The organism is Gilliamella sp. BG3 (assembly GCF_046635605.1).
GTDB lineage: Bacteria > Pseudomonadota > Gammaproteobacteria > Enterobacterales > Orbaceae > Gilliamella > Gilliamella bombi.
Genome location: NZ_JBIDFE010000014.1, coordinates 57,122 through 82,096, shown reverse-complemented (window position 1 = coordinate 82,096; position 24,975 = coordinate 57,122). Strand labels below are relative to the sequence as shown.

The following is a 24,975-nucleotide window of genomic DNA, read 5'->3' as shown; positions in this document are numbered from 1 at the left end:
ATAAATTTAAAGAAACATAAAGATAGAAATGATTCAGTTATAAAAATAGGTGAATTTTTTAACTAAATTATGATGTCAGATTTCAAACATTTTGACCTTTGGTTGAATAATTAATATTGCTAATAACACCTAAAACACAAACACACCCAACAGCCCAGTTTAGCGTACTAGCTTTACTTCGTTATCGGCATATTTTGGCGCTCTGATAAGGCAAACTTATTAACATTGTGGAGCTATCGATGTGTTTTTTGCTCTAAAATCGCTCAGGTGGACTATTGATTTTATTGAAGTTTTGTTTCCAATCAAATCAAACGGTTATAGTTGACTGTGGTGTTGTTTGAGTTGTGATTTTAGCGGCTTTTGCATTGGTTTTATCTCTTTCGAGGTAGAAAATAGTGTATATTAGGTTTAAATTGATTATAACCATTTTGAACCAAGAAATAATGAATATAAAAAAAACGCTCGCTATTTGTGGTTACAGTGGTAGTGGTAAAACTACCTTGTTGGCAAAGGTTATTCCGCTACTTGTTGAGCAGGGCTTTAAGGTGGCGACTTTAAAACATACGCATCACGATGTTGAATTTGATATTCCAGGAAAAGATAGCTATAAATTGCGTAAAGCTGGATCGTTACAAACAATTGTGGCTTGTGATAACCGTTACGCTTTAATTTGTGAAACACCCAATAAACCTGCCAATTTGCAGACTTTAATTAATCAATTTTCTGATGTTGATATTATTTTAGTTGAGGGCTTTAAAGATGAGCAAATTCCTAAAATTATTTGTCACCGAAGCTCCGTTAAAAAACCGTTTTTTATTGATGATTTTACTTTGGCTATTACTAGTGATGAGCCGTTAGATGCTTTTTTACCCATTTTGGATATAAACAACCCACTTCAACTTGTTGAATTTATAAAAAGTTATTTATTTAATCAATAATATATCGTATCTTATTTGCTAATTTTTTACGTTATTTTATCTAAATCAGCATGAAGCCCTTATTCAGAAAATTTTTAAACATAACTAAAAAAGCGATAATTGGATTTATGCTATTATCTATCTTTTCGACCTTAGTAATGCGTTGGGTGAATCCACCTTTCGGTTCTATGCTAATGATAGAACGTAAGATAATGCATTGGAATACACCACAGCAACGAATCTGGAAAGATTTGGACGAAATTTCAGATAATATAAAAATTGCGGTAATCGCTTCAGAAGATCAAAATTTTCCTGTGCACTGGGGATTTGATTTTAACGCTATCCGCCTAGCGCTAAATCATAATCAAAATAGCAAAAATATTAAAGGTGCTAGCACAATTACTCAGCAAGTCGCTAAAAATATCTTTTTATGGCCAACTCGTAGTTGGATTCGCAAAGGAATGGAGTCTTGGTTTACATTATGGATAGAACTTTTTTGGTCAAAAGAGCGTATTCTTGAGGTCTATTTAAACTGTGCAGAATGGGGAGAAGGTATTTTTGGCATTGAAGCGGCTTCTCAGTATTATTTTAATGTAAGTGCCAATCAATTAACTTCACAGCAAGCAAGTTTACTTGCGGCAGTATTACCTAATCCTAGACGCTGGAGCCCAATTAAACCAAGTGAACGAGTAAAAAAGAGAACCAAATGGATTCATGCCCAAATGAGTAATTTAGGCAACAAAAATTATCTTAAACAACTAAAGTAGCAATTTGCTTTAGATGAATTTTTTGATAAATTCAGGAACAATTTTACTTGCTGGTCCGTAAATTTTGGTTTGAAACAGACTTTCACCTAAGCTGGGCTCTAAATTAAGTTCAACCGTTTTAGCACTTGTTTGGTTAGCGATTTGTACAAAACCAGCAGCAGGATAGACATTACCTGATGTGCCAATGGATATAAAACAATCAGCTTGCGAAAGTGCATCATAAATTTGTTCCATTTGTAGCGGAATTTCACCAAACCAGACTATATGTGGGCGAATGAATTTGTTTTGTTGATAATCCACATCGTTAAAGCAATCAATTATCTGTCCTGTTTTTTCATTACGCACTTTTAATAATTCACCATGCATGTGAATAATATTTTTAGATCCAGCTTGTTCATGTAAGTTATCCACATTTTGTGTCACAATTAAGAGGTTATCACTACCTAATTTCTGTTCTAATTCAGCTAGCGCAAAGTGGGCTGCATTAGGCTTAACATCTGGATTTTGTAATTTACGGCGTAACATATTATAAAAATCATGTACCGCTGTTGGGTTGCGTATATAGCCTTCGTAAGTTGCTACATCATTAACATCATAACCTTCCCATAATCCATTTTGAGCACGAAAGGTTGATAAACCCGATTCAGCCGAAATACCGGCACCGGTTAGAATAACTATTTTTGGTATCTTCATAATTGGTATATGCTCTTTTTTCAGATTTTCGCCAAAACAAATATTAAGCAGTATTCACCTTATATAACTTAATTTCATTTTTGTGTGACAATATTCAACCATTGGCGGAATGTCGATGAACTTGATTATAATAGATTTCAATATATTCAAATAGCGCTTTATTTGCTTATTCTCGTTTGTGTCAATGTTGATTTCTATTCCGGCTTTGTGTTTATGACATGATTAGCTTATCAAAAGATGATTATACGACATTATTTGTAATGTCTTGTATTATTGGGTGGTGTGCTCATTGGATTGAAGAACTCAATTTTGATGATTGTCAGTTATTCGCCATGCCTATAAAGATATAGTTGAATTCGTGCTGTTTACACCTTAAGAAGATCGTTAAACCAAACATTCGCCAGTATTTGCTGTCGGTATCAATAAAATTAAGTTTATTAAAAAAGCATGGTTATTTAAAGTAATAGTTTGTAGACTATGCTTCATTATCAGTTTTAGGCTGTATACTTTGTATATAATTTGAATATGAATCTTTTAAAATCTTTAGCTACTGTCAGCTCAATGACGATGGTGTCTCGTGTATTAGGTTTTGTGCGTGATGCCATTATTGCACGTTTTTTTGGCGCAGGTATGGCCACCGACGCATTTTTTGTTGCTTTTAAACTTCCTAATTTACTCCGCCGTATTTTTGCAGAAGGCGCTTTTTCACAAGCGTTTGTACCAATTTTGGCTGAATATAAAAATCAACAAGGAACTGAGGCAACTCGCACATTTATTGCTTATATTGCTGGATTATTAACTTTAGTCTTGGCGTTGGTCACGCTAATTGGAGTTATCACTGCGCCTTTTATCATTATGCTAACTGCGCCTGGATTTATGCAAGAATCAACTGAAAAATTTGAACTTGCAACTACCATGCTACGCATAACCTTTCCTTATATCTTTTTTATATCGTTGGCATCACTTGTTGGAGCCATCCTTAATACATGGAATCGGTTTTCTGTCCCTGCTTTTGTTCCAACACTACTCAATGTGAGTATGATTGTATTTACCCTATTTTTAACGCCTTACTTTAATCCACCAGTATTGGCTCTTGCTGTATCTGTTGGTGTTGGTGGGATTTTACAATTGCTTTACCAGCTACCTTATTTAAAGAAAATTGGCATGCTAGTATTACCGCGTATTAGCTTAAAAGATAGCGGTGTTTGGCGGGTTTTAAAACAAATGGGACCAGCAATTTTAGGGGTGTCTGTAGGGCAAATATCTTTAATTATTAATACTATTTTTGCTTCATTTCTAGTTTCAGGCTCGGTTTCGTGGATGTATTATGCTGATCGCTTAATGGAGTTTCCTGCTGGGGTGCTTGGTGTAGCATTAGGCACCATTTTACTGCCATCATTAGCAAAAAGCTTTTCTAAAGGTGATCATAAACAATATTGTGAATTGTTAGATTGGGGATTACGCCTTTGTTTTTTATTGGCTCTACCGAGTACAATTGCATTAGGGGTTATTTCTCGCCCACTTATATCAACGCTATTTGAATATGGACAATTTACCTTAAATGATACTTTAATGACCCAGCGAGCTTTAGTTGCTTATTCTATAGGTCTACTTGGGTTGATTTTGATTAAAGTGCTAGCTCCAGCCTTTTATTCACGTCAGGATATTAAAACACCAGTTAAAATTGCAATTATTACATTAATTTTAACACAGCTAATGAATCTTGCTTTTATTGGTCCATTACAACATGCTGGTCTTTCGCTATCAATTGGCTTAGCCGCTTGCTTTAATGCTGGATTATTATATTGGCAGTTGCGTAAAAAACAGCTTTATCAACCCCAACCTGGTTGGCGTTGCTTTTTGAGTAAAATCGTCATTGCGGTAATTCTAATGTCTGCAATATTGTGGTTCGGCTCACAGTTATTACCTGATTGGTCAACTGGTTCAATGTTGATTCGTATCGGGCGATTATTTTTATTGGTTATTGTGGGTATTTTAGTCTATTTTGCATCATTGATTGCCATGGGATTTAAGATAAAACACTTTATTAAACGAATTGATTAATAATAAGCATTGGATAAAGATAAATTGACTTTTTGTCAAAAAGTTTCAGGTTACTATGTGTTTTAGTAAAAAATTAATAAAGATATAAGATAAAAGTCTCTTTCTTTACTCTATTCATTATAGGTAGTCTAATTTAATCTACTCATAGTTTAGTGGTAAAGACTTTAGTGAGTTTAATTCTGTTTGGATTTTGTTGTATCACTTTAAACTGTTAATCTGTTATCAAGAAGATTTATCAACTTTACCTATTCAGTCAGTTTAAGTATATAATAGTCGCCTTGCTGATAAAATAGTCAAATGGAGGTTGTAATGATCACCCATATTAGCCCATTAGGATCAATGGATCTACTTGCTCAGGCAGAAGTCGATATTCTGAAAAAATCTGCCAATAGCGAACTTTATAAATTATATAGAAATTGTTCGTTAGCAACACTAAATGCAGGTAGTAAAACCGATAATACGAAAGATCTGTTAGATAGATTCCAGTCTTTCGAAATTAATGTGATTAGTAAAGAGCGAGGCGTCAAGTTAGAGTTGGTTAATGCTCCAGAAAGCGCTTTTGTTGATGGTCGGATTATTCGTTCAATTCAAGCTAATTTGTTTGCAGTATTACGCGATATCCTTTTTTTGAATAGTCAAATCAGTGCAGTTAAAGAGCTTATTTCCGATTTCAAATTTGAAAGGGATCATTCGTTTTATATTACAAACCTTGTTTTTTCTATTTTACGCAATGCCAATGCGCTCCATGTGGGTGAAGAGCCAAATTTGGTTGTCTGCTGGGGTGGACATTCGATTAACGAAAATGAATACTATTATGCTCGTCAAGTCGGTATGCAACTTGGTTTGCGTGAACTTAACATTTGTACTGGTTGTGGTCCAGGTGTTATGGAAGCACCAATGAAAGGTGCTGCTGTTGGTCATGCGCAACAACGTTATAAAGAAAGCCGTTTTATTGGTATGACCGAACCGTCAATTATTGCAGCAGAACCGCCTAATGCATTAGTCAATGAATTGATTATTATGCCCGATATCGAAAAACGCCTTGAAGCGTTTGTACGAATGGCTCATGGTATTATTATCTTCCCTGGTGGACCAGGCACCGCTGAGGAGTTGCTTTATATTCTGGGGATTTTATTAAACCCTGCAAATAAACACCAAACCCTACCTCTTATTTTAACTGGACCTAAAGAATGCGAAGATTATTTTGCTTCAATAGATAATTTTATTCGTAGCACATTAGGCGATGAGGCAACTAAACTTTATCAAATTATTATCGATTCACCTGAACAAGTAGCTCGTATTATGAAAGAGGGTGTTAAGCATGTTAAAGCTTCACGCTTAAAAACAGGCGATGCTTATGGGTTTAATTGGCTATTAAAAATCGATGAATCGTTACAACATACTTTCGAACCTACTCACGCTAATATGGCTTCATTAAATCTTCATCGTGAGCAACCTGTCGAGCTGTTAGCCGCTGATTTGCGTCGTGCGTTTTCTGGTATTGTTGCAGGAAATGTTAAAGAATTTGGTATGAAGCAAATTGCCGAAAATGGTCGATACAAATTACAAGGTGATATTGAAATTATGCAGCAACTTGATAATTTATTGCGTAGTTTTGTTAAACAAAACCGAATGAAATTGCCAGGAGGAAGCGCTTATCAACCTTGTTATGAAATTTGTTATTAAACAATAATATTAACCCATTTAATAGAAATTGAATCCAACTTTAATCCGCCGATAATCTTATTGGCGGATTAATTTTAACTATTACTATTTTATCTGGTTTTTAAAAATCACCTAAAATATCTAGTGCTTCTGATACTTTTTTAACTGCAAAAATCTGCATATTTTCGGGCTTCTTCTTCGGCATATTGGCAATAGGTACAATTGCTTTTTTAAAACCATGTTTAGCCGCTTCAGAGATTCGTTCTTGTCCGCTTGGTACTGGTCGAATTTCGCCACCAAGACCAATTTCACCAAAAATAACGATATCTTGTGGCAACGGGCGATTGCGAAAACTTGATACAAGTGCTGCAATCAATGCCAAATCCGCACTTGTTTCGGTAACTTTTACACCACCAACAACGTTAACAAAAATATCTTGATCGGCCATTTGCAATCCCCCGTGCCTATGCAATACTGCAAGCAATAATGCAAGCCGATTTTGATCTAATCCTACAGTCACACGTCTTGGATTACCATACATCGAGTGATCGACTAATGCTTGGATTTCAACCAGTAATGGGCGAGTACCTTCCCACAATACCATTACCGAACTACCCGGTAGCATTTCATCTCCACGGCTTAAAAAGATTGCTGATGGGTTGCTAACCTCTTTTAAACCTTGTTCTGTCATAGCAAATACACCCAGCTCATTTACTGCTCCAAAACGGTTTTTATGGCTGCGTAGAGTTCTAAAACGAGAATCAGCATCACCATCTAATAAAATTGAACAGTCAATACAGTGCTCAAGTACTTTTGGACCAGCAAGAGAGCCATCTTTAGTAACATGCCCCACCATAATAATGGCAATACCTTTTGTTTTGGCAAAACGAGTTAAATAGGCAGCTGTTTCGCGTACTTGTGCAACACTACCAGGCGAAGATTGGATATCAGTAAGGTGCATCACTTGGATAGAGTCAATCACCATTAATTTAGGCTGGGACTGCTCAGCCAATAAACAGATTTGCTCAATACTGGTTTCGGACAACATATTGATATTATCCGCAGGTAAGCCTAATCGATGGGCACGCATTGCAACTTGTTGGAGGGATTCCTCACCTGTAACATAAAGTGTATTCATTTGTGATGAGAGTTTACTCATGGTTTGCAGTAACAACGTACTTTTACCTGCTCCGGGATTCCCTCCTATGAGAATGGCACTCCCCGGTACGACACCACCACCAAGCACACGATCAAATTCTGAAAAACCAGTTGAAAATCTTGGCAGTGCCTCTAAACTGATCTCGGACAATTTTTGAATTTTAGCTTGCCCAATCCCGCTACCTGCATAACCCGTTAATCTGTCGTTACGTGAAGAGGTACTTGCAAGCCTAACTTCGGTAATGGTGTTCCAAGCATGGCATGAACTACATTGCCCTTGCCAACGTGGGTAATCTGCTCCACAATCATTACAAACATAAGCACGTTTTACTGCTTTTGCCAATTTAATCTCCTAACCTTCACTTAATAAACTAGTGGATAAAATACACCATAAACCTGTTAAATCTGCATAATTAATACTAATTCGTGCTTTTTCGACAACTTTAGGTTTACCATGATAAGCAACACCTAGACCAGCAATACGAATCATCATCAAATCATTGGCTCCATCACCAATTGCGACAGTTTGTTCAATGGGAATTTCCAACGATGCTGCTAGTTGTTGTAATGTCCTTGCTTTATATTTTGCATCAACAATTTGACCAGAAACTTTACCAGTTAATTTTCCATGTTTGATTTCTAATTCATTAGCATAAACGTCAACTAATTTTAACTTTTGCTTTAAATGATCCGCAAAATAGGTAAAACCGCCTGAGGCAATAGCTACATGCCAATTTTTTTTATGCAGTTCTTTTACTAAATAAGTAAGCCCAGGAGTAAGTGGTAAATTATCTTTAACTTGATCTAAAATAGCTTGATGTGCGCCTTTTAAGGTTGCCACACGTTTTCGCAAACTTGTGGCAAAATCAAGTTCACCACGCATAGCTTGTTCAGTTACCGCTGCAACTTGCTGCCCTACACCATGCAATTTGGCCAGTTCATCAATACATTCAATGCCAATCGCTGTCGAATCCATGTCCATAACAAGTAACCCCGGGGAGCGTAGCGTGGGTAAATTATCGATTGGGGCAACATCAATACCTAATGCTAATGATATCGATTTAGCTTTTTTAGGTATCACCCCTGCAATACGAACAATCTGATAAGTTTTGATTTTCCATGATGAAACAATCACCATTGGCATAGCAAGTTGATCTTGGAATTTTGATAAGACTGTTTTATTTAACTTTTTACCATAAATAATCCAGCCTGTTTTACCTGCATTATAATCTAAAGGAACCACTTCACAGCCATTTAATGACAGCGGTAAACCTTGCCAATGTTGGATATTTTCAGGTAAATCATTGTAGGTGAGAGTATAAGCCATATCTGAACATCTTTATAAGATAAAACAAGCCCAAAATTTATCACAACTACTAAAGATTGTCCAAATTAGGATTGTGTGATTTTTTTAGTTTTTTATACTTAAACACATAGTTACCTGAAACTTTTTAACAAAAATAAAAGGGCAAATTATACTTTCTTTAATACTGCATAAAAGAAACCATCACCACCATTTTCAGTAGGTAAAAATTGTTTAAGTTCACCTTGTAATTTGGCACTGGTGTTTTCATGCAAAAAACGTTCAATTTGTAATTTATTTTCGTCTGGTAGGATTGAACAAGTGGCATAAACCAAAGTACCACCAGTTTTTAAATAAACCCAGATTTTAGTTAAAATAGCGTATTGTAATTCAGTCAACTGCATGATATCACTATCTCGGCGTAACCATTTTATATCGGGATGACGGCGAATAACGCCTGTTGCTGAACAAGGCGCATCAAGTAAAATGCGATCAAATTGTTGCCCTTCACACCATAGTTCTGGGGTTAATCCATCACCAACTTTAACTTCGGCATGTAAGTTTAATCGAGTTAAATTTTCGTGAATGCGCTTCACTCGGCTAGGCTCAATATCCACCGCTAAAACTTGTGCTTTTGGAGCAACTTCTAAAATATGTGTGGTTTTACCACCAGGTGCTGCGCACATATCCAAAATGAGCTCGCCATTTTGCGGTGCTAACAAATAAGCGGCATATTGAGCAGACAGATCTTGTACCGTGACAGCACCCCCATCAAAACAGGGTAATTTATTTACATTGACAGGTGACAATAATCGCAGAGCACTAGGTAACTCTGGAAAGCTATCAGACTCAATTTGTTGTTCAGCAAGTAATTGTTGGTAATCACTTACTGAATATTGGTTAAGATTAACTCGCAACCACATTGGTGGTTTTTGATTATTAGCATGAACAATAGCTTGCCACTGCTCTGGATAGGCTTGCTTAAGGCGTGTTAACAACCAACTTGGGTGTAATGTTTGCTGGTTTTGTTGCTTGCTGTCTTGCGTAAATTTTTGTTGTAATGATGTATGTTGGCGCAAAAACTCACGCAACACACCATTTACAACCCCTTTAAGCTGTGTTTTTTTGAGAGTATTGACCGCATTAACTGTCTCACCGACTGCCGCATGTGCTGGGATACGGGTATAAAGAATCTGGTAAATACCCACTAACAATAGGTCATGTAAAATTCTATTTTTACCCGTTAACACTTTACTCATCAAAGTATGAATATAAAAATTGAGTTCAGGTAATACTCGCATCACACCAAAACAGATTTCTTGTACTAACGCCTTATCTTTATCGGCTATTTTGTGGTTTAAAGTTGTCAATGTAGCGCTTAATGACTGTCCTTCTTCTAGCACATTAAAAATAGCTTGCGCACAAATAGCTCTAATATTTTGGGATGATTTTTTATTCATAATGAATAACGACCTTAATTCATTTAATTGGATTAACTTATAAAATTAACGAGCCAATCCAACCAGCAATAAATAATGGAATATTAAAATGGGTAAATGTTGGAATAACACTATCACGAATATGATCATGTTGCCCATCACTATTTAGCCCAGAAGAGGTCGCTAAAATAGTATCTGATGGCGGCGATCCCGCATCACCAATTGCACCTGATGCACCAATTAAGCATACGGTGGCAATTGGTGAAAAACCGAGTTGTACACAAAGTGGGACATATACTGCAGCAATGATAGGGACTGTCGAAAATGAAGATCCAATACCTAATGTAATAACCAGCCCAATTAGCATCATCACAAAAGCTGCAATCACTTTATTACCAGCAAATAATGCTGCACTGTTGATAACCAAAGGTTCTATTTCATGAGTCTGTTTTAACACTTCGGCAAAACCTTGTGCTGAAATCATTACAAACCCGATCATAGCCATCATTTTGATGCCGTCCGTAAAAACGCCATCAGCTTCGCCCCATTTAATCGAACCCGATACAATAAAGCAAATAAAACCAATTAAGGCACCTAAAATCATTGAACCAGTATAAAGTTGAACAGTAAAAGATAGAATAATCGCCAATAATGAAACAATAAGAGAGCGCTTACTCACATCTTTTAAAGCATCTTGATTTGCCTCTCCACGAATAATTTTATATTCTCTAGGCTTACGATAACTAACAAAAATAGCCCATAATAGACCAGCAAACATGCCTAATGCAGGAATTGCCATTGCATGCATTACATTTACATGGCTAACATCCATTCCTGATGCGGTAATATTTTTTAATAAAATTTGATTTAAAAAGATATTCCCAAATCCTACTGGTAAAAACATATAAGGCGTAATTAATCCAAATGTCATAATACAAGCAATCATTCTTCTATCAAGCTGTAAGCGGGACATTACGTATAAAAGCGGTGGAATTAAAAGCGGAATAAAAGCAATATGAATAGGAATAACATTTTGCGATGAAATACTTACTAACCCAATAATAACAATCAAAATCCACTTGATACGTTTTTTGGCATCGCTTGATGTAAGTTGCTTAATAGCTTTATCAGCCAATAATTCGGGTAAGCCAGATTTTGATATTGCCACTGCAAACGCACCTAACATAGCATAAGAAAGTGCAATATTAGCTCCATTGCTGATCCCAGTATTAAATGCATCAATGGTTTCTTTTAACGATAAATGGCTAAATAGTCCACCAACAAATGCGCCAATTATTAAGCTAATAACGACATGAACACGGCAAAGAGATAAAATTAACATGCAAATTACCGCAACTACAACCGCATTTATTGAAGAAAACAAATCAAGCACTGTATTCATAAAATAAATTCTTATTTAAGAAGAAAACTTATTATTTTAGGCGATAGATGTTGAAAGTGCAATCGATAGTGTATACTCACTCTTTCATCTATATATAAATATATATAAAATTAAAAATGTGTTAATAAAAAATTCTAAAAATAGAACCCTTAACTAAACTGTAGGGCTATTGTGGAGAGTTGTTAATGAGAAATAATATCGACGGACATTTTTTATTGATTGGTTTAATGGCTTACCCTATTCGCCATAGCTTATCCCCTCAAATGCAAAATACCATTTATTCTAAATTAAAGATACCTTATGTTTATTTAGCATTTGAAGTTGACCAAAAAAAACTCCCTGACGCAATTAAAGGAGTTCGAGCATTAGGATTACGCGGCAGTGCCGTGTCCATGCCCAACAAGCAACTAGTCTGCCAATACCTTGATAAGTTAACACCTGCTGTGGAAATGAGTGGTGCGTGTAATACTATTTCAAACGATAATGGTGTTTTAACAGGCTATAACACAGATGGAATGGGTTACATGCGCATGCTCAAAGAAGCCAACATTGATGTGATAGGCAAAAAAATAACCATCCTAGGCGCTGGAGGGGCTGCAACAGCCATTGTTGTGCAAGCTGCTCTTGATGGCGTAAAAGAGATCACTGTCTTTAATCAAAAGGATGAGTGCTATACAAAAATAGAGGCCATTGCAAAAAAATTAAATCAAAATACTCAAGGTCATGTACGCGTTATCGATCTGGCCGATAAAGATAAGCTACGCAAAGAAATTTCAGATAGTGTTGTACTTTGCAATGCTACAGGTGTAGGAATGAAACCATTAGAAGGAAAAAGCTTAATTACAGATCCAACAATGTTCCCCCCCGATCTTGTTGTTACAGATTGTATTTATAGTCCGCGTAAAACAAAACTACTTGAAATAGCTGAGCAACAAGGTTGTAAAATATTAAATGGTATTGGCATGATGTTATGGCAAGGTGCAGCTCAAATAAAAATTTGGACAGGTGAAGATGCCCCTATTGAATATGTGAAAGAGCAAATGGGTTTTAATGATTAATAAATAATTTCTTATGCTAATGACTTCATTCTACTGTCTTATTTAATACAAAATTAAAACCAGATAAAATTATGGTCTATTAACGGAATTTTTAGCTAACAGGATACAAAATGAAAACACTAACCATCAAAAAACTTGAAATCGGTTCAGGCGCACCCAAAATTATTGTGCCAATTATCGGTAAAACTGAGGCAGAATTAATTGATGAAGTACAGTTTTTACAATCAATTGATTTTGACGTTTTAGAGTGGCGTGTTGATCACTTTATCCACGTTGATAATCTTAATACTGTAAAGTTAGTCGCTAAAAAAATAGCAGATTTACTACCAAATAAACCTATTTTATTCACTTTTAGAACCGCAAACGAAGGTGGAGCTAAGCCATGGCCATTAACATCTTATGTCCAATTGAATAAAGAAATGGCTTGTAGTGGGCTTATCGATCTGATTGATGTTGAGATGTTTATTGGTGATGACTATGTAAAAGATATTATCGATGTCGCACACAAACATCAGGTATTTGTTGTGGTATCAAATCATGATTTTGAAAAAACGCCATCTAAGAGCGATATTGTCTATCGACTAAAAAAAATGCAAGAACTTGGCGCAGACATTCCCAAAATTGCAGTTATGCCCAACACCGAAGATGATGTATTAACCTTACTAGCTGCCACCACAGAAATGAACAAAAAAAACTCAACCACGCCGATTATTACCATGTCAATGGCTGGGCTTGGAACTGTTAGTCGTATTTCTGGTTCGACATTTGGTTCAGCAATGACTTTTGGAGCGGCTAAGAATGCATCGGCACCAGGTCAATTAGATGTTAAACAATTACGATATATTTTAGATGCATTATACCAAAGTCGTAGTTAATTCAACTGAAACTATTTTATTAATCAATTAGCTAAAGAAGGCAAAAAACAGAGAGAGCCATGTAGTTGATATCAATAAACCTTTATATTAGACTTGGATATTGTTATATAAGTTGTTTTTATCAGCTAATTACATGGACTAAAGATTGTGCAAATTTACTAACAGATAAGCAGTAAGAAGTATATACTGCATTAACTATTAAATGCTTTTGCAGACTAAAAACAAAACTGCTTTAAATTTTTAATTTAAACATTCATTTCTCAGTTTAGTTAGAAAGTGCAGAATCTAAGTTAGTTAAATGGATAATTAATAAAAACGTATGAGGTTTATTTTTTTATGTTTTCTTGGTGGACTAAAGTTTATTTTTTTCTAATCCAAATTTTGGTGAAGCTTTTTGTTAAAAGCAAACCAATTCCTACCGATCCAATAACAGAATTAGACCTCGATACCAACAAGCCAATTTTATACGTACTTCCTTATAACTCTCAAATCGATTTGATGGTGGTTCGATCTCTTTGTTTGCAATATAGTTTACCTGATCCATTAGTTGGCATAGATATTAATGGTAAAGTTATTCCAGCTTATATCTATATTGATAAAGGACCTGGTATTTTTGCATCCAATCAACAAAAAAGTAAAGCGATTGAAATTTTAAGGGATTATATTTCTGCACATCAACAAAATCATGATCTTGATATTCAGATGCTACCTATTTCGGTCATGTTTGGTCGCCGCCCTGATAAAGAAGGAGAAAAAAAACTTTCACTGCAAGTACTTGGTGCACCTAGTAAATTATTAAAAATAATGACATCAGGCAGAGACTGTTATACACGCTTTTCTCGTACTGTTTCCTTTAAAGATATTCATGTCGATAAACAAGATCTTTCAGTGTTAGCACATAAATTGGCTCGCGTTGCGCGTATTCATTTTGCAAAGCAAAGGATAGCTTCTGTCGGCCCCAAACTGCCCATTCGCCAAGAAATGCTTAATAAATTATTAAATAATCCTGGACTGTCAGAAGCAATACAAGAAGAGGCTAAAAGCAAAAATATTGATATTGATAAAGCGAAAAAAAATGCTTTAGCAATGCTAAACGAAATTGCCGCAAATTTTTCTTATCGTATGTTAAGAATAACTGATTTTGTTCTCACTTGGGCATGGAATAGGCTCTATCAAGGTCTTAAAGTGACAAACGCAGATCCAGTTCGTGAGCTTGCGCAAAACGGACACGAAATTGTGTATGCTCCTTGTCATCGTAGTCATATGGATTACCTTTTATTATCCTATGTGCTTTATCGACAAGGTTTAGTTCCTCCTCATATTGCTGCTGGCATTAATTTAAACTTTTGGCCAGCAGGTCCTATTTTTAGGCGATTAGGTGCATTTTTTATTCGCCGCTCATTTAGAGGAAATAAGCTCTATACTGCCGTTTTTCGTGAATATTTGGCTGAACTATTTATCCGTGGTTATTCTGTTGAGTATTTTATTGAAGGTGGACGCTCACGCACAGGCCGGTTACTCGATCCTAAAACAGGCATGTTGATGATGACAATCCAAACATTATTGCGTGGTGATGCACGCCCAATTACTGTTGTTCCTGTTTATATTGGTTATGAACATGTTTTAGAAGTTGCAACTTATGCCAATGAACTCCGTGGTGCAAAAAAAGAAAAAGAGAGTTTAGGACGCACAATTAAAGCATTTTTCAAATTAAAAAAATTAGGGTTTGGCTATGTTAATTTTGGCCAACCTATACCTTTAAATCAATTTTTAAACCAACAAGTTCCTGATTGGCGAAATGAAATAGAACCAACTGGTACACAGCGCCCTAGTTGGTTAACACCAACAACCAATTTACTTGCTAAACAAATTATGGAGCATATTAACTCTTCAGCTGCAATTAATGCGATGAACTTATGCTGTTCAATATTATTGGCCGCAGACCAACGCGCACTAACCAAAGTAAGGTTACTGGAACATATCGATTATTTTTTAAAATTATTAAAAAATATTCCTTATTCAGATTTGATAACTATTCCAGATCAAACACCTGAAGAGTTATTTGAACACGCCAAACAAATGGGTAAATTCATTATTACTACCGATGAAGTTGGTGAAATGGTTGGACTTACAACTGAACAAGCAGTATTAATGACCTATTACCGAAATAATATTCAGCATTTACTGATTATTCCTGCAATCGTAGCTAGAATTGTGCTCAAATATAACCAAATATCATCTGGCGAAATATTAGAACAAGTAAGACGGTTTTTCCCTTTAATAAAATCAGAACTATTCCTTTATCATAATGATGAACAGCTAACTGTATATGTACAACAAATCATAGCAACTTATGCCAAATTGAATTTAATTAGCGACTCGACAGATAAATTGACAGTAAATTCTTTAAAAATTTCGGGATTACAATTAATTGCTTCATCTTCTAAAGATACTTTACAACGTTATGCTATTGCGTTTTCTTTATTGCAAAAAGATCCAACTATTAGCCGTGCAAAACTAGAAAAAGAGGCGCGTCTCATTGCTGAACGGTTATCTGTTTTGCATGGTATTAATGCTCCAGAATTCTTCGACAAAGGTGTATTTTCAACATTAGTCGCATCACTACGAGAGCAAGGTTATTTAGATGATCGGAATGATACCAACTTAGGAAAAATTGAAACCATGAATACAATACTTAAGCCTCTAATTACAGCACGAGTAATGCAAACTATCGACGAAATCAATTTATAACTCAAATAATAAAAAGTCCATAATGAAGCTATTAAACAAAAAAATAATAAATCATGCTTTTTAGTTAATATGGTTTGGGTGAAAAGAAAAAACAGATGGTATTGAAACTCGAAGAAACACAACAACAATTAACTGATGAAGAACTCAACGAATTTAGTCAATTCGTTGGGAATAAAATTCACGATGATTTTATCAACTTTTACCGCCAATTTAACGGAGGAACTTTTATACAACTTGATAGTAAAATGAGTAATTATGTTGATGACAAGTTTTTGATTAATTTTTTTAGCATAAAATATGGCCTTACAATAGAAAATATTTATGCGCAGTTTAAACGAGATTTCCCGCAGCTACAAGATATGCTCCCTTTTGCTTCTGATCTATACTTGAATTGTTACCTGCTTTCATTAAGGCCTCAAGATAATGGTTGTGTTTACTACTGGTCAGTCGTAGAGCAAAAATTAACACTCCAATTTGAATCATTTAACTGTTTTATTTTATTTTTGGATGAGGTATTACAATCTCTTGACAAAAAATATAAGAAAGATCGCCAGCTAGATATTCTTATATGGGTTTGGGTTATTGCTTCAATTGCGCTTTACATTTATTTCAAAAAATAACCGTTTGTGATAATTATATTTTTGCTAAATAGATAATTAGCATTATAGCGTTCATTTAACTATGAGCTTAATAGAGGCATAGCAACATTATGTGTATATCTTTTTTGCGTAATGAGGTCATCAATTTTTTAAGTTATCATGCGTTATTTAGTTTAAGCTTACAAGCTAGAACAACATATTTGTTTGAAAATGGCATAATAAACCAGCAATCTTGCGAGCATGCTAAACAAGCAATATTTAATAATGATATTTTTGATAATTATAAACCCTCACCGTTATTAAAAAATCGTTATCTCGAAACAAAAATAGAGCAAATTACCGGTAATAAAATAAAGATTATAGATCACCCAGATAGTGGAATATCAGGGGTAGCTTGTGCTTGTTGCCAATTTGTGGTGTTCGAAAATGCTGAAGATGCTATTTTTGAAATATGCCCTGTTTGCAATTGGCAGACGGATACATTGGATAAAAATGGTTATAGCAAATTAAACAAAAGTTACTTAACAGATTATAAAAATAATATCGTCACAAAAGAATTGATTGAGCAATACAGTGATGTATTTATAAGAAGGTATTCACCTACCAGCTTAAAATTGAAGCAAGTGTAATTTTCTATATAAATTTTCCTATCACAATGAAAGTATGTAAAATCTGATTTTTTAAACAAAAAACAATCTTTATGGCTAAATAAAATTTGATAATTTATTATTAAGAAGGCCATTAAATAAATTGGTAAACACATTAAAAAATAACAGAATAACAAATGACTAAATAGGAATCTAAAAATGCTACATTCGACAGTTAATGTCAAAATTTATTGGCGATCCATACAACAAGGTGGAAAAAAAACGCTTCCTATAAATACAAAATACTATCCGATCACTGAACCGCTTAAAGATAAGCAGGGTGATATGACAAGTTGGTCATTGGTAATAAATGTTAAAAATAATGAGAACATTAATACTCATGAAAGAATAGGTTTTGGTGAAGCCCATTTTTTAATGAAAAATGCGCCCAGTTACTTACTCAATAAAGGGTTTAAAATAATTATTTATGAGGGACCTAAACAAGTGGCAACTGTTGAAGTACTTTAATTACTGTCTTAAAATACAATTACAAGCTAAAAACATCTACCAACTAGAAAAATAAAGGTAAAATCACATTGAATAAATGGGAGTTTAATCATCAACTCAATCAATTAATTGCTATATTGACTTCCAAAGGTTTTGTTACCAAAGGCTGTAATGACCAACAATTGGCTCAACTTGAACACCAATATGGTCGGCTTCCTGTATATTATAAAATTTTTTTGTCAAAACTAGGCATTAATGCAGGTGATTTTAAACTTGGTACAGCTATATTATTTCATGAAATTGATGATATAAACCAAGGCTCTTTAGTTTTACTGGTCGAGAACAATATTTCTATTCCCACTAATTTCTTTGCTTTTTTATTACATCAAGGTTATTCAAGTCTATTCTTTATGGATAGACATGATGATCCTATGGTCTATTGTTATACAGAAGGTGACATAATAAAAAATTTAAATTGCAAATTTAGCCAATGCATATCGGCTGAAATAGCATTGTATAAAACGTATCAGACTGAGTAAATGATTTGTTTTTATGCTTTAGTGCATGACAAACCTATTAGGCTCTAAAATCATATTGAATAAAAAGGTTATGGTTATATGAAATATACTAAAAATGAATATATTCGATTAGGGCGAACATTACAAACAACAATTATTGATGATCTTCCCAATAATGCTTCACAATTTACTACTATTGCTATAAATTTTAAAAATAAAAAGTATAGGGTTCTTTACGAAGTTATAAAACTAGTCGATGGTGTGGATTTTTTCGACGAACATGAAACGATTATTGATGAAATTCATGAATTCAATTTGTATCAACAAATGATAGATTATTTAGGCTCTATTGGTATTGATATAGATCAATTGGGGCCAGCAAAAGGATCAAAGATAATATTTTGATTTGGGAAAAGTGTTAAGGTTATTAAATTCATTTTTTATATCAAATCATTCATTTCACGAAATAATGCAATCAATATCATACAATCACAAACCAAGATAATTATAGGATAATACAACTGAATTTTAGTGATCTTATGCATCTGGATGTTCTGTTATTATATCCCCTAATTATGCGATCACTCACTAGTCACAATCAAACATGGAAAAAACAATGAAATATTACGCAAAGCTAGTTGCTATAGATCCATATATTGAGGAACAGGCTACTTTTGATTTTGGTCAATATCAACTTTGCTGTTTTATCAATTCTTCCGCTTGTGCGCTAAATCAGGGCAATATTTATCTATTAGAACTTAATTTGTGTTTTATTGACAAGATAAAGCCTGAACAATCTGGAGATAAGCATTTTTCTATTATGCAACAAGCTGATACTTTTGTTCATCATATTAATGGTTATCTATTTGAAAATAGATTAATACTATCGAATCTTGTTTTTCAAGATGATTTATTTTATGATTTTGCTTACTTAAGTGGTGATTTTATTAAGTTTAGTGTTGATAGGCTTTCTATTGATATTTTAAATAACATTTTTTAGATTAAGTATGATAAAAATGATATCCAATGTTGTAGTAAAGCGATTACCTCTCAGGAAACCTGGCGAAATCTATTCACTTGTTGAAGTTGATGGTGTTTGCTGTAATGAAAAACTGAAAGGGGGCTATTTAGAAGCGGCTTTTAGTTATAATGATGATTATATCTTACTTTTTTTGTCACAAAATGGTGACGCTTGGGAAGAGATTTTATCTATTTATTTACTTGATTTAAAAAGGAATAAATTTGTCGATCGAGCTAGAATTGGTGGTGGCTACTCTTCTTGGTTTGCTGGGAATGGTATTGATGATATTAAAATTTTATCCGATAATACGATAAGTTTTGAATTTATGTCGTTTAAGGATTCTGATGGTTGGTTACTCGAACTTTTTAACAAACCTATAAAAACCTTTCCGTTTGCACTTAGATATCTACCTTACATTTCCCGTCCAATTTCTTCCAAACGCTATTTTTTGATTAAAAAGAATAAAATATCACTTAACTAAAATCTTTGTATTGAAATACTAGATAGTTGTTAAGATGAAAAATTGCTTATAATAAATTATCTATATATTTTTTGAATATTGGTAATCAATATAGCGATGATCGTTGTTGCGAGTTAGGATTTATCTTTAAATAACAATTATATTTACCTTACAATATTACTAAAGAGGCGAAATGGTAGCTAAAATCATTCTGCAAGATACGTTCAATGAGCAAGATTTTCTACGGTTTGCCGAAAATTGGCAGCAAAATGCATCGATCATCATTGAATCAATATTACAACACAACGACGCAAAAAATCGTATTTTTAACTTTGTCTTAAATCATATTCCAGATTCATTTGCCGAAGCAGTGATTGATATTTTTCTGGAAGATAGTGATTTTATTATTAGTGATGAGGATCTGCTAAAATGTGTAAGGCAAGGCTCCATCGGTTTAAAACAGAGCATACGTTATCGAAAAAAGACAGTAAGCCATCTCTTGTGTTAAGTGATAAAAAAGTGCAATTACTTGAGCAAGCTTTTATCGATTTAAAGCGGAAAACAGGCATCATGATTGATGTCTATGGTCGAAACAGAATCTATCCCGATCATCAAAAAATATTAATCAACTTGTTACAAAAACATAACGACAGCGAAATCCAAAAACTAATTATGCTACTTAAGCAAGCTGTGAGTGAAGACGAAGTGATTATTGCCGATGGTGATTAAATGAATACATTGCTTATTGAAATATACTGACAATCATTTAATATGCCATTATACTGATGTCTGAATATTGAAAGTATCTTAACCTTTTAATTTTTTTTTGAAAATGATGAATTTTATTACTATACGAGATATGCTTTCTAACATAGAAGACATGCCATACAGTTTTTTTTATCTTCCCGCTGATCACTCATCTTGGACACTTGATACCCAAGGAGTTTTTAGTCTTGAGGATGAAGATATTTTAGATGATGATGATTCAAACCTGCCTAAACAAGCTATAGAAGAAGGTTGGATACCAACGCTAGAAAAAGCCGAAATTGAAGATATTATTAGCGTGGCTAACAATGAATTAGATAATCCAACATTAGAGGATTTATTTAGCTCTTTTGTCTTTTATTTTAAAAACGATGCTTTCTTACAATACGCTAATTAAGTTAGTTAAAAAATTATGTACTTTGTTTTTGGTCACCGATAGCGTAAGTACTTTAATCTTTTATAGTATCCAAGTATGATGATTTTTGACAATAAAAAAACAGTTGATTTGCTATCACACTTATCGAATAGACTTAATCAAATAGGGATTTTTTACAATCGAATATTGCTAGGCAGTTTAAATTAACTGATATGGCTAGTTATGTACATGTTAATATCTTGAAACAACAAATTTATCTGCGTTTCAAATTATCAATTAACAGTATGGAACTATTTGATAATGATATTGTTAATATTTGCATCACAAACGATATGATACATATAACTTGCCTTGTCTATTCAAATTATGGTGTGGATAAAGTAATGGAATATCAAGATAATCTTAATAATTTTGAATTATCTATTTTCGACAACATTGCTCTTAAACTACTGTCATGTTTTAAATCACATATTAATTTTATAGCATAATACCATGTTGCAACCAGAATTGATTAAATAGGATAGCAAAAATGAAAGAAATATGGGTATTTAATGGTGAAGGAGCAAACTTTCCTGCTGGTATATTCACCTCGTTAACTGAAGCTAAAACTTGGATTGAAAAACATCAATTATCTGGTGTATTAACCCGTTATCCTGTGAATACTGGGGTGTATGATTGGGCGATTGCTAATGATTTGTTTACTGCCAAACAAACGTGGCATACAAAACCTGCCTTTATTGAATCTTTTACCTGTGCCTCAATGGAACACTACCATTTTGAAGCAGGACAACAGCAATAGCACTAAAACATTACTAATCATTAAAACTATTCTGTATAGAAAAAAGCCAAGTTATGTACACAACAATCCATTAACGCATTGACAAAAAAGGAAATAAGTGGTGGAAAAATTTTTCATATTACTTAAAAAAAAGGGAATAAATTATTTTATTAAAAACAATAAAATAACCATTAATGGTAATGTGGACTTATATCATACAAATATTAAGACACTTCCTAATAATTTATCAATTAGTGGGCATCTAAATTTAGCTCATTCACATATAGAAGAATTACCTCAAAATTTAACGATTGGTGGCAATCTAAATTTAAATTATACCCATATCCAGACATTGCCTGATAATCTATCAGTTGGTGGTAATTTATATTTAGCTTACAGCGATATTAAAACATTACCTAACACTTTTTTTTGTGGAGGAAATTTAGATTTAGACTCATCAAAAATAGAATCGTTACCTGATAACTTAACCGTACTTGGTAACTTAATTTTGCAATATACTAAGATAAAAGCTTTACCTGAACATATCACAGTTAAGGGAAATTTAAATTTATACGATACTCAAATTGAAGTATTACCAACATATTTATCAATTGGTGGGGGATTAGATTTAAGCTATACAAATATCACAAGTTTACCAGAAAAGTTCTCTATTAATGGTAATTTAGCATTAAGTGGCACTAAATTAACAAACCTGCCTGAAGGCCTTTCTGTTTCTGGAAGTTTAGAACTTGAATATACTGAGATTCAAACATTGCCACGTAATCTTACTATAGGTGGTAATTTAGATTTATTTCACACGCAAATCAATAAATTATCAGAAAATTTATCAGTTGGAGGTTATCTAAGTTTACAAAATCAAAAAATTAACACCTTGCCCGAAAATTTATCCGTAAACGGAACTTTATACATTGATGCGACAGAGATTAAACGATTACCAGAAAGTTTACAGGTAAATCATGTACTGATTTTAGATATCGAAAAAATCGAAAATATTGTTTATTATAAAAATCTTGAAGGGTTTGCTTCAACAATTTTCGCTTGTTGGATCAATAATGAATTTACTATTGTTGCCGCTCGTTTTTTAGGTGCACTTAAAACATTTGAAGAATATGTTGATAAAAATGAATCCTATGAAAATGCAATCAATTACAAAATCGCAGCTAGAGAATGTGTAGAAAAATTAGCTAAAAAACTGAATAAGCCTTTTTTATCTAACAGCCTCTAATCTGTCTGATAATTATGGTAAAAACAAAGATATTAATCCAGTAATCTTGTAAATATGTAAGATAATATCTTACTATTCATTACCTAATAGGTATTTAAATTTATGGCGCTAGATTTTATTATCAACTTTGACAATCAGCAATCAGAAATATTTACCATGAGCGAAGATCTTCATGGAAAAATATTTAGTACATCAACCTGCTGGAAAAGTCTTAAACAATTAAAAAGAATTCGTGACTATTACACCGTTAATGTTGTGTTTAATGCTAGCAATTTGGCAATATTGATAACTGATTTAACGCAAATTATGTCACAAATTGAAAATTTTACTCCTGAACTGCAACGGATCATCATCACGCTCCAACAAAAAAATATTAAACAATTACGTGTTACTGGTGATTAACTATTTAGTTATTGAATAATGGATATCAAATACTTAGCCATACGTTTTAGTAATAAAACTTATTATGATAGGGATAACACCACTCAATGTCAGCCGAGTTTAGATTAGTGTTTATAAATCACACATGGTATCAGCAAAATGCCTGTGATATTGCCAATAAAATTTTATCATTACCCACTTATATTGCTAAAAATAACGCATACTGTTTATCTGGCTCACCATATTGGGATAATAGTAAGAGTAGATTGTTCGATGTCAGACTATTTTTGGAAGATACTCAAATTTTTATTGAAATAAGTGCTCATCCGCCTAGGATCGAAAAAGATTTAGCGCAGTTATTTACATGGATAAGAAGTCAGACTGAGATTAAAATATTAGACGACGATGGGCAAATATCAAGATGGTAAGTCATGATCGCATTGAATGCTAACATTATTAGCTATAAATCAATAGGAAACATTCAAATTGGTGATAACATTCTCACTTATTTGGATGAAATGTACCAACGTTTTGATGTTAAATGTCAAGAATGTGAATTGTATTCTCCACCTGGTGAGCAAAATAGATGGTGCTTCTATTCGTTAAACGATGGCACATTGACAATCACTACCACTTTTGACGGAGACATTATTGGAATAGGATGTAACCAAAATTACCAAGGCAAATATATAAATAAATATCAAAACGAGTTATATGCTGGCATTACCATGGAAGAGTTGTGCTATCTAACTAAGTTTCGAGCTATCTTACTTGGCATGCTGATTGTTGATGATGATTATGGTCTATCTTTCACACTACCTTCACCTTACGATGAAATCGCTGACAATATAAAAGACATCCCCTATGATTTAAAACTTAATGAACTTTATGTCACGGATTATTCTCAATGGAAGCCCAAAGCATATAAAAAGAAAACGCCGAAAAAACGCCGTATACCTAAACCTTATTCTTATTTTTAGTGTTAATTTAAAACATAAGCTATAAACGCCCTCTTCCTAAATTTTGTGTATTTTAAAGTTAAAGGTGACGGATGCTCAGTCAATTATTCATTTAATGCAGTTTCAATTACCTGTTTATTCATAAAACCCGTTAATTTACCTAAATCCTCCTGCATTTTTATGCTGTTAGCCAGCTAGCTACCATTCTTCTTAGTTTTTGTTCATCCATTTTAAGTTGTTGCATTAGCTCTAGTATTTGGCTTGTTCTTTTTTAAATTATTTTTAATCTTTTTAGAAAGAAATACCACAACGCTAATTAAAATAAAATTAATAACAAAATCAAAAATGAACGTACCTGCCGATGTTAATATGCTTTTTTTGTAAATGGAAAAAATAAGAAAACTAACTAATGTAATTATCCACGTTATCCTTATTATTGAAAAACATTATATATCATTCGCCCATCCCATTGATTAATTAAAATATATAAATTAAACACGCAATTAACTTAACTTGTTACTTTTTAAAAATTTTTGAAAGATTATAACGATCAGTAAGGTTAATTGTGATAGATAAAACCTATTATAATATATTTTATTGATCTGTGAAACCGATCATAATACAATAGTCAATCTTTTTAACTTAACCTTTACTTTACTTTTAATAAATTTTTATAGATAAGGAGA

28 protein-coding genes are annotated in these 24,975 nt (G+C 33.4%); 23 read left to right on the top strand and 5 right to left on the bottom strand.

Annotated features, from left to right (window positions below):
* The first annotated feature begins 443 nt into the window (after window positions 1–443).
* The gene (mobB, locus tag ACGH6S_RS08110) at window positions 444–938 is read left to right on the top strand and encodes a molybdopterin-guanine dinucleotide biosynthesis protein B (protein WP_411578616.1); all 495 of its coding nucleotides are present in this window, start codon (window positions 444–446) and stop codon (window positions 936–938) included.
* Window positions 939–988: 50 nt separating this feature from the next.
* The gene (gene mtgA / locus ACGH6S_RS08105) at window positions 989–1,684 is read left to right on the top strand and encodes a monofunctional biosynthetic peptidoglycan transglycosylase (protein WP_296300412.1); all 696 of its coding nucleotides are present in this window, start codon (window positions 989–991) and stop codon (window positions 1,682–1,684) included.
* A gap of 9 nt (window positions 1,685–1,693) precedes the next feature.
* Here mtgA and cobB read toward each other — a convergent pair whose 3' ends face one another.
* Window positions 1,694–2,377, bottom strand: a complete 684-nt coding sequence (gene cobB / locus ACGH6S_RS08100) for a Sir2 family NAD+-dependent deacetylase (RefSeq protein WP_085164980.1) — start codon at window positions 2,375–2,377, stop codon at window positions 1,694–1,696.
* A gap of 218 nt (window positions 2,378–2,595) precedes the next feature.
* Here cobB and ACGH6S_RS08095 point away from each other — a divergent pair, with 218 nt between their 5' ends.
* The 3 genes from ACGH6S_RS08095 to ppnN all read left to right on the top strand — a co-directional run bounded on the left by ACGH6S_RS08095 (window position 2,596) and on the right by ppnN (window position 6,127).
* Window positions 2,596–2,727, top strand: coding sequence for a citrate/2-methylcitrate synthase (locus tag ACGH6S_RS08095; RefSeq protein WP_208610457.1), 132 nt, complete (start codon window positions 2,596–2,598; stop codon window positions 2,725–2,727).
* A 175-nt stretch (window positions 2,728–2,902) separates the two neighbouring features.
* A complete protein-coding gene (gene murJ, locus ACGH6S_RS08090; protein WP_085164982.1) occupies window positions 2,903–4,441 on the top strand; it encodes a murein biosynthesis integral membrane protein MurJ in 1,539 nt (512 codons plus the stop codon).
* Between the two features lie 309 nt (window positions 4,442–4,750).
* The gene (ppnN, locus tag ACGH6S_RS08085) at window positions 4,751–6,127 is read left to right on the top strand and encodes a nucleotide 5'-monophosphate nucleosidase PpnN (protein WP_034913512.1); all 1,377 of its coding nucleotides are present in this window, start codon (window positions 4,751–4,753) and stop codon (window positions 6,125–6,127) included.
* A gap of 100 nt (window positions 6,128–6,227) precedes the next feature.
* Here ppnN and radA read toward each other — a convergent pair whose 3' ends face one another.
* The 4 genes from radA to ACGH6S_RS08065 all read right to left on the bottom strand — a co-directional run bounded on the left by radA (window position 6,228) and on the right by ACGH6S_RS08065 (window position 11,408).
* Complete coding sequence (gene radA / locus ACGH6S_RS08080; RefSeq protein WP_065560869.1) at window positions 6,228–7,607, bottom strand: DNA repair protein RadA; 1,380 nt, start codon at window positions 7,605–7,607, stop codon at window positions 6,228–6,230.
* 9 nt (window positions 7,608–7,616) lie between these two features.
* Window positions 7,617–8,591: a phosphoserine phosphatase gene (gene serB, locus ACGH6S_RS08075; RefSeq protein WP_065560868.1), complete on the bottom strand. Its 975-nt coding sequence runs from the start codon at window positions 8,589–8,591 to the stop codon at window positions 7,617–7,619.
* Between the two features lie 146 nt (window positions 8,592–8,737).
* Complete coding sequence (gene rsmB, locus ACGH6S_RS08070) at window positions 8,738–10,027, bottom strand: 16S rRNA (cytosine(967)-C(5))-methyltransferase RsmB (RefSeq protein WP_411578615.1); 1,290 nt, start codon at window positions 10,025–10,027, stop codon at window positions 8,738–8,740.
* A gap of 37 nt (window positions 10,028–10,064) precedes the next feature.
* A complete protein-coding gene (locus tag ACGH6S_RS08065) occupies window positions 10,065–11,408 on the bottom strand; it encodes a Na+/H+ antiporter family protein (RefSeq protein ID WP_411578614.1) in 1,344 nt (447 codons plus the stop codon).
* 185 nt (window positions 11,409–11,593) lie between these two features.
* On the opposite strand from ACGH6S_RS08065, the gene ACGH6S_RS08060 reads away from it, so the two are divergent.
* From ACGH6S_RS08060 to ACGH6S_RS07975, 18 genes are all read left to right on the top strand, one after another.
* Entirely contained in the window at window positions 11,594–12,466 is an 873-nt protein-coding gene (locus ACGH6S_RS08060; protein WP_411578613.1) for a shikimate dehydrogenase, read from the top strand.
* 110 nt (window positions 12,467–12,576) lie between these two features.
* The gene (aroD, locus tag ACGH6S_RS08055) at window positions 12,577–13,341 is read left to right on the top strand and encodes a type I 3-dehydroquinate dehydratase (protein WP_411578612.1); all 765 of its coding nucleotides are present in this window, start codon (window positions 12,577–12,579) and stop codon (window positions 13,339–13,341) included.
* 336 nt (window positions 13,342–13,677) lie between these two features.
* Entirely contained in the window at window positions 13,678–16,092 is a 2,415-nt protein-coding gene (gene plsB, locus ACGH6S_RS08050; protein WP_411578611.1) for a glycerol-3-phosphate 1-O-acyltransferase PlsB, read from the top strand.
* 95 nt (window positions 16,093–16,187) lie between these two features.
* Window positions 16,188–16,712, top strand: a complete 525-nt coding sequence (locus ACGH6S_RS08045; protein WP_411578610.1) for an SMI1/KNR4 family protein — start codon at window positions 16,188–16,190, stop codon at window positions 16,710–16,712.
* 179 nt (window positions 16,713–16,891) lie between these two features.
* A complete protein-coding gene (locus ACGH6S_RS08040; protein ID WP_176701292.1) occupies window positions 16,892–17,320 on the top strand; it encodes a CPCC family cysteine-rich protein in 429 nt (142 codons plus the stop codon).
* A 177-nt stretch (window positions 17,321–17,497) separates the two neighbouring features.
* Window positions 17,498–17,806: a hypothetical protein gene (locus ACGH6S_RS08035; RefSeq protein ID WP_194240446.1), complete on the top strand. Its 309-nt coding sequence runs from the start codon at window positions 17,498–17,500 to the stop codon at window positions 17,804–17,806.
* Between the two features lie 68 nt (window positions 17,807–17,874).
* Window positions 17,875–18,324, top strand: a complete 450-nt coding sequence (locus ACGH6S_RS08030) for an SMI1/KNR4 family protein (RefSeq protein WP_411578609.1) — start codon at window positions 17,875–17,877, stop codon at window positions 18,322–18,324.
* Window positions 18,325–18,402: 78 nt separating this feature from the next.
* Complete coding sequence (locus ACGH6S_RS08025) at window positions 18,403–18,708, top strand: hypothetical protein (RefSeq protein WP_085164997.1); 306 nt, start codon at window positions 18,403–18,405, stop codon at window positions 18,706–18,708.
* Between the two features lie 211 nt (window positions 18,709–18,919).
* Entirely contained in the window at window positions 18,920–19,303 is a 384-nt protein-coding gene (locus ACGH6S_RS08020; RefSeq protein ID WP_174798921.1) for a hypothetical protein, read from the top strand.
* A 16-nt stretch (window positions 19,304–19,319) separates the two neighbouring features.
* Window positions 19,320–19,805 carry a hypothetical protein gene (locus tag ACGH6S_RS08015; protein ID WP_085165001.1) on the top strand — a complete coding sequence of 162 codons (486 nt, stop codon included), beginning with the start codon at window positions 19,320–19,322 and terminating at the stop codon, window positions 19,803–19,805.
* A 172-nt stretch (window positions 19,806–19,977) separates the two neighbouring features.
* Window positions 19,978–20,292: a hypothetical protein gene (locus ACGH6S_RS08010; RefSeq protein WP_411578607.1), complete on the top strand. Its 315-nt coding sequence runs from the start codon at window positions 19,978–19,980 to the stop codon at window positions 20,290–20,292.
* Entirely contained in the window at window positions 20,286–20,513 is a 228-nt protein-coding gene (locus ACGH6S_RS08005) for a hypothetical protein (RefSeq protein ID WP_411578606.1), read from the top strand. The genes ACGH6S_RS08010 and ACGH6S_RS08005 overlap by 7 nt, the downstream gene beginning before the upstream one ends.
* A gap of 130 nt (window positions 20,514–20,643) precedes the next feature.
* A complete protein-coding gene (locus tag ACGH6S_RS08000) occupies window positions 20,644–20,946 on the top strand; it encodes a hypothetical protein (protein ID WP_411578605.1) in 303 nt (100 codons plus the stop codon).
* A gap of 508 nt (window positions 20,947–21,454) precedes the next feature.
* A complete protein-coding gene (locus tag ACGH6S_RS07995; RefSeq protein WP_085165008.1) occupies window positions 21,455–21,724 on the top strand; it encodes a hypothetical protein in 270 nt (89 codons plus the stop codon).
* 97 nt (window positions 21,725–21,821) lie between these two features.
* Window positions 21,822–22,949 carry a hypothetical protein gene (locus ACGH6S_RS07990; protein ID WP_411578604.1) on the top strand — a complete coding sequence of 376 codons (1,128 nt, stop codon included), beginning with the start codon at window positions 21,822–21,824 and terminating at the stop codon, window positions 22,947–22,949.
* 102 nt (window positions 22,950–23,051) lie between these two features.
* On the top strand, window positions 23,052–23,351 hold the full coding sequence (locus ACGH6S_RS07985; RefSeq protein ID WP_411578603.1) for a hypothetical protein: 300 nt from the start codon (window positions 23,052–23,054) through the stop codon (window positions 23,349–23,351).
* Between the two features lie 86 nt (window positions 23,352–23,437).
* A complete protein-coding gene (locus ACGH6S_RS07980; RefSeq protein WP_411578602.1) occupies window positions 23,438–23,758 on the top strand; it encodes a hypothetical protein in 321 nt (106 codons plus the stop codon).
* Window positions 23,759–23,761: 3 nt separating this feature from the next.
* Window positions 23,762–24,310 (top strand): hypothetical protein, encoded by a 549-nt coding sequence (locus ACGH6S_RS07975; protein ID WP_065589876.1) that lies wholly within the window; start codon window positions 23,762–23,764, stop codon window positions 24,308–24,310.
* Window positions 24,311–24,975 lie beyond the last annotated feature (665 nt).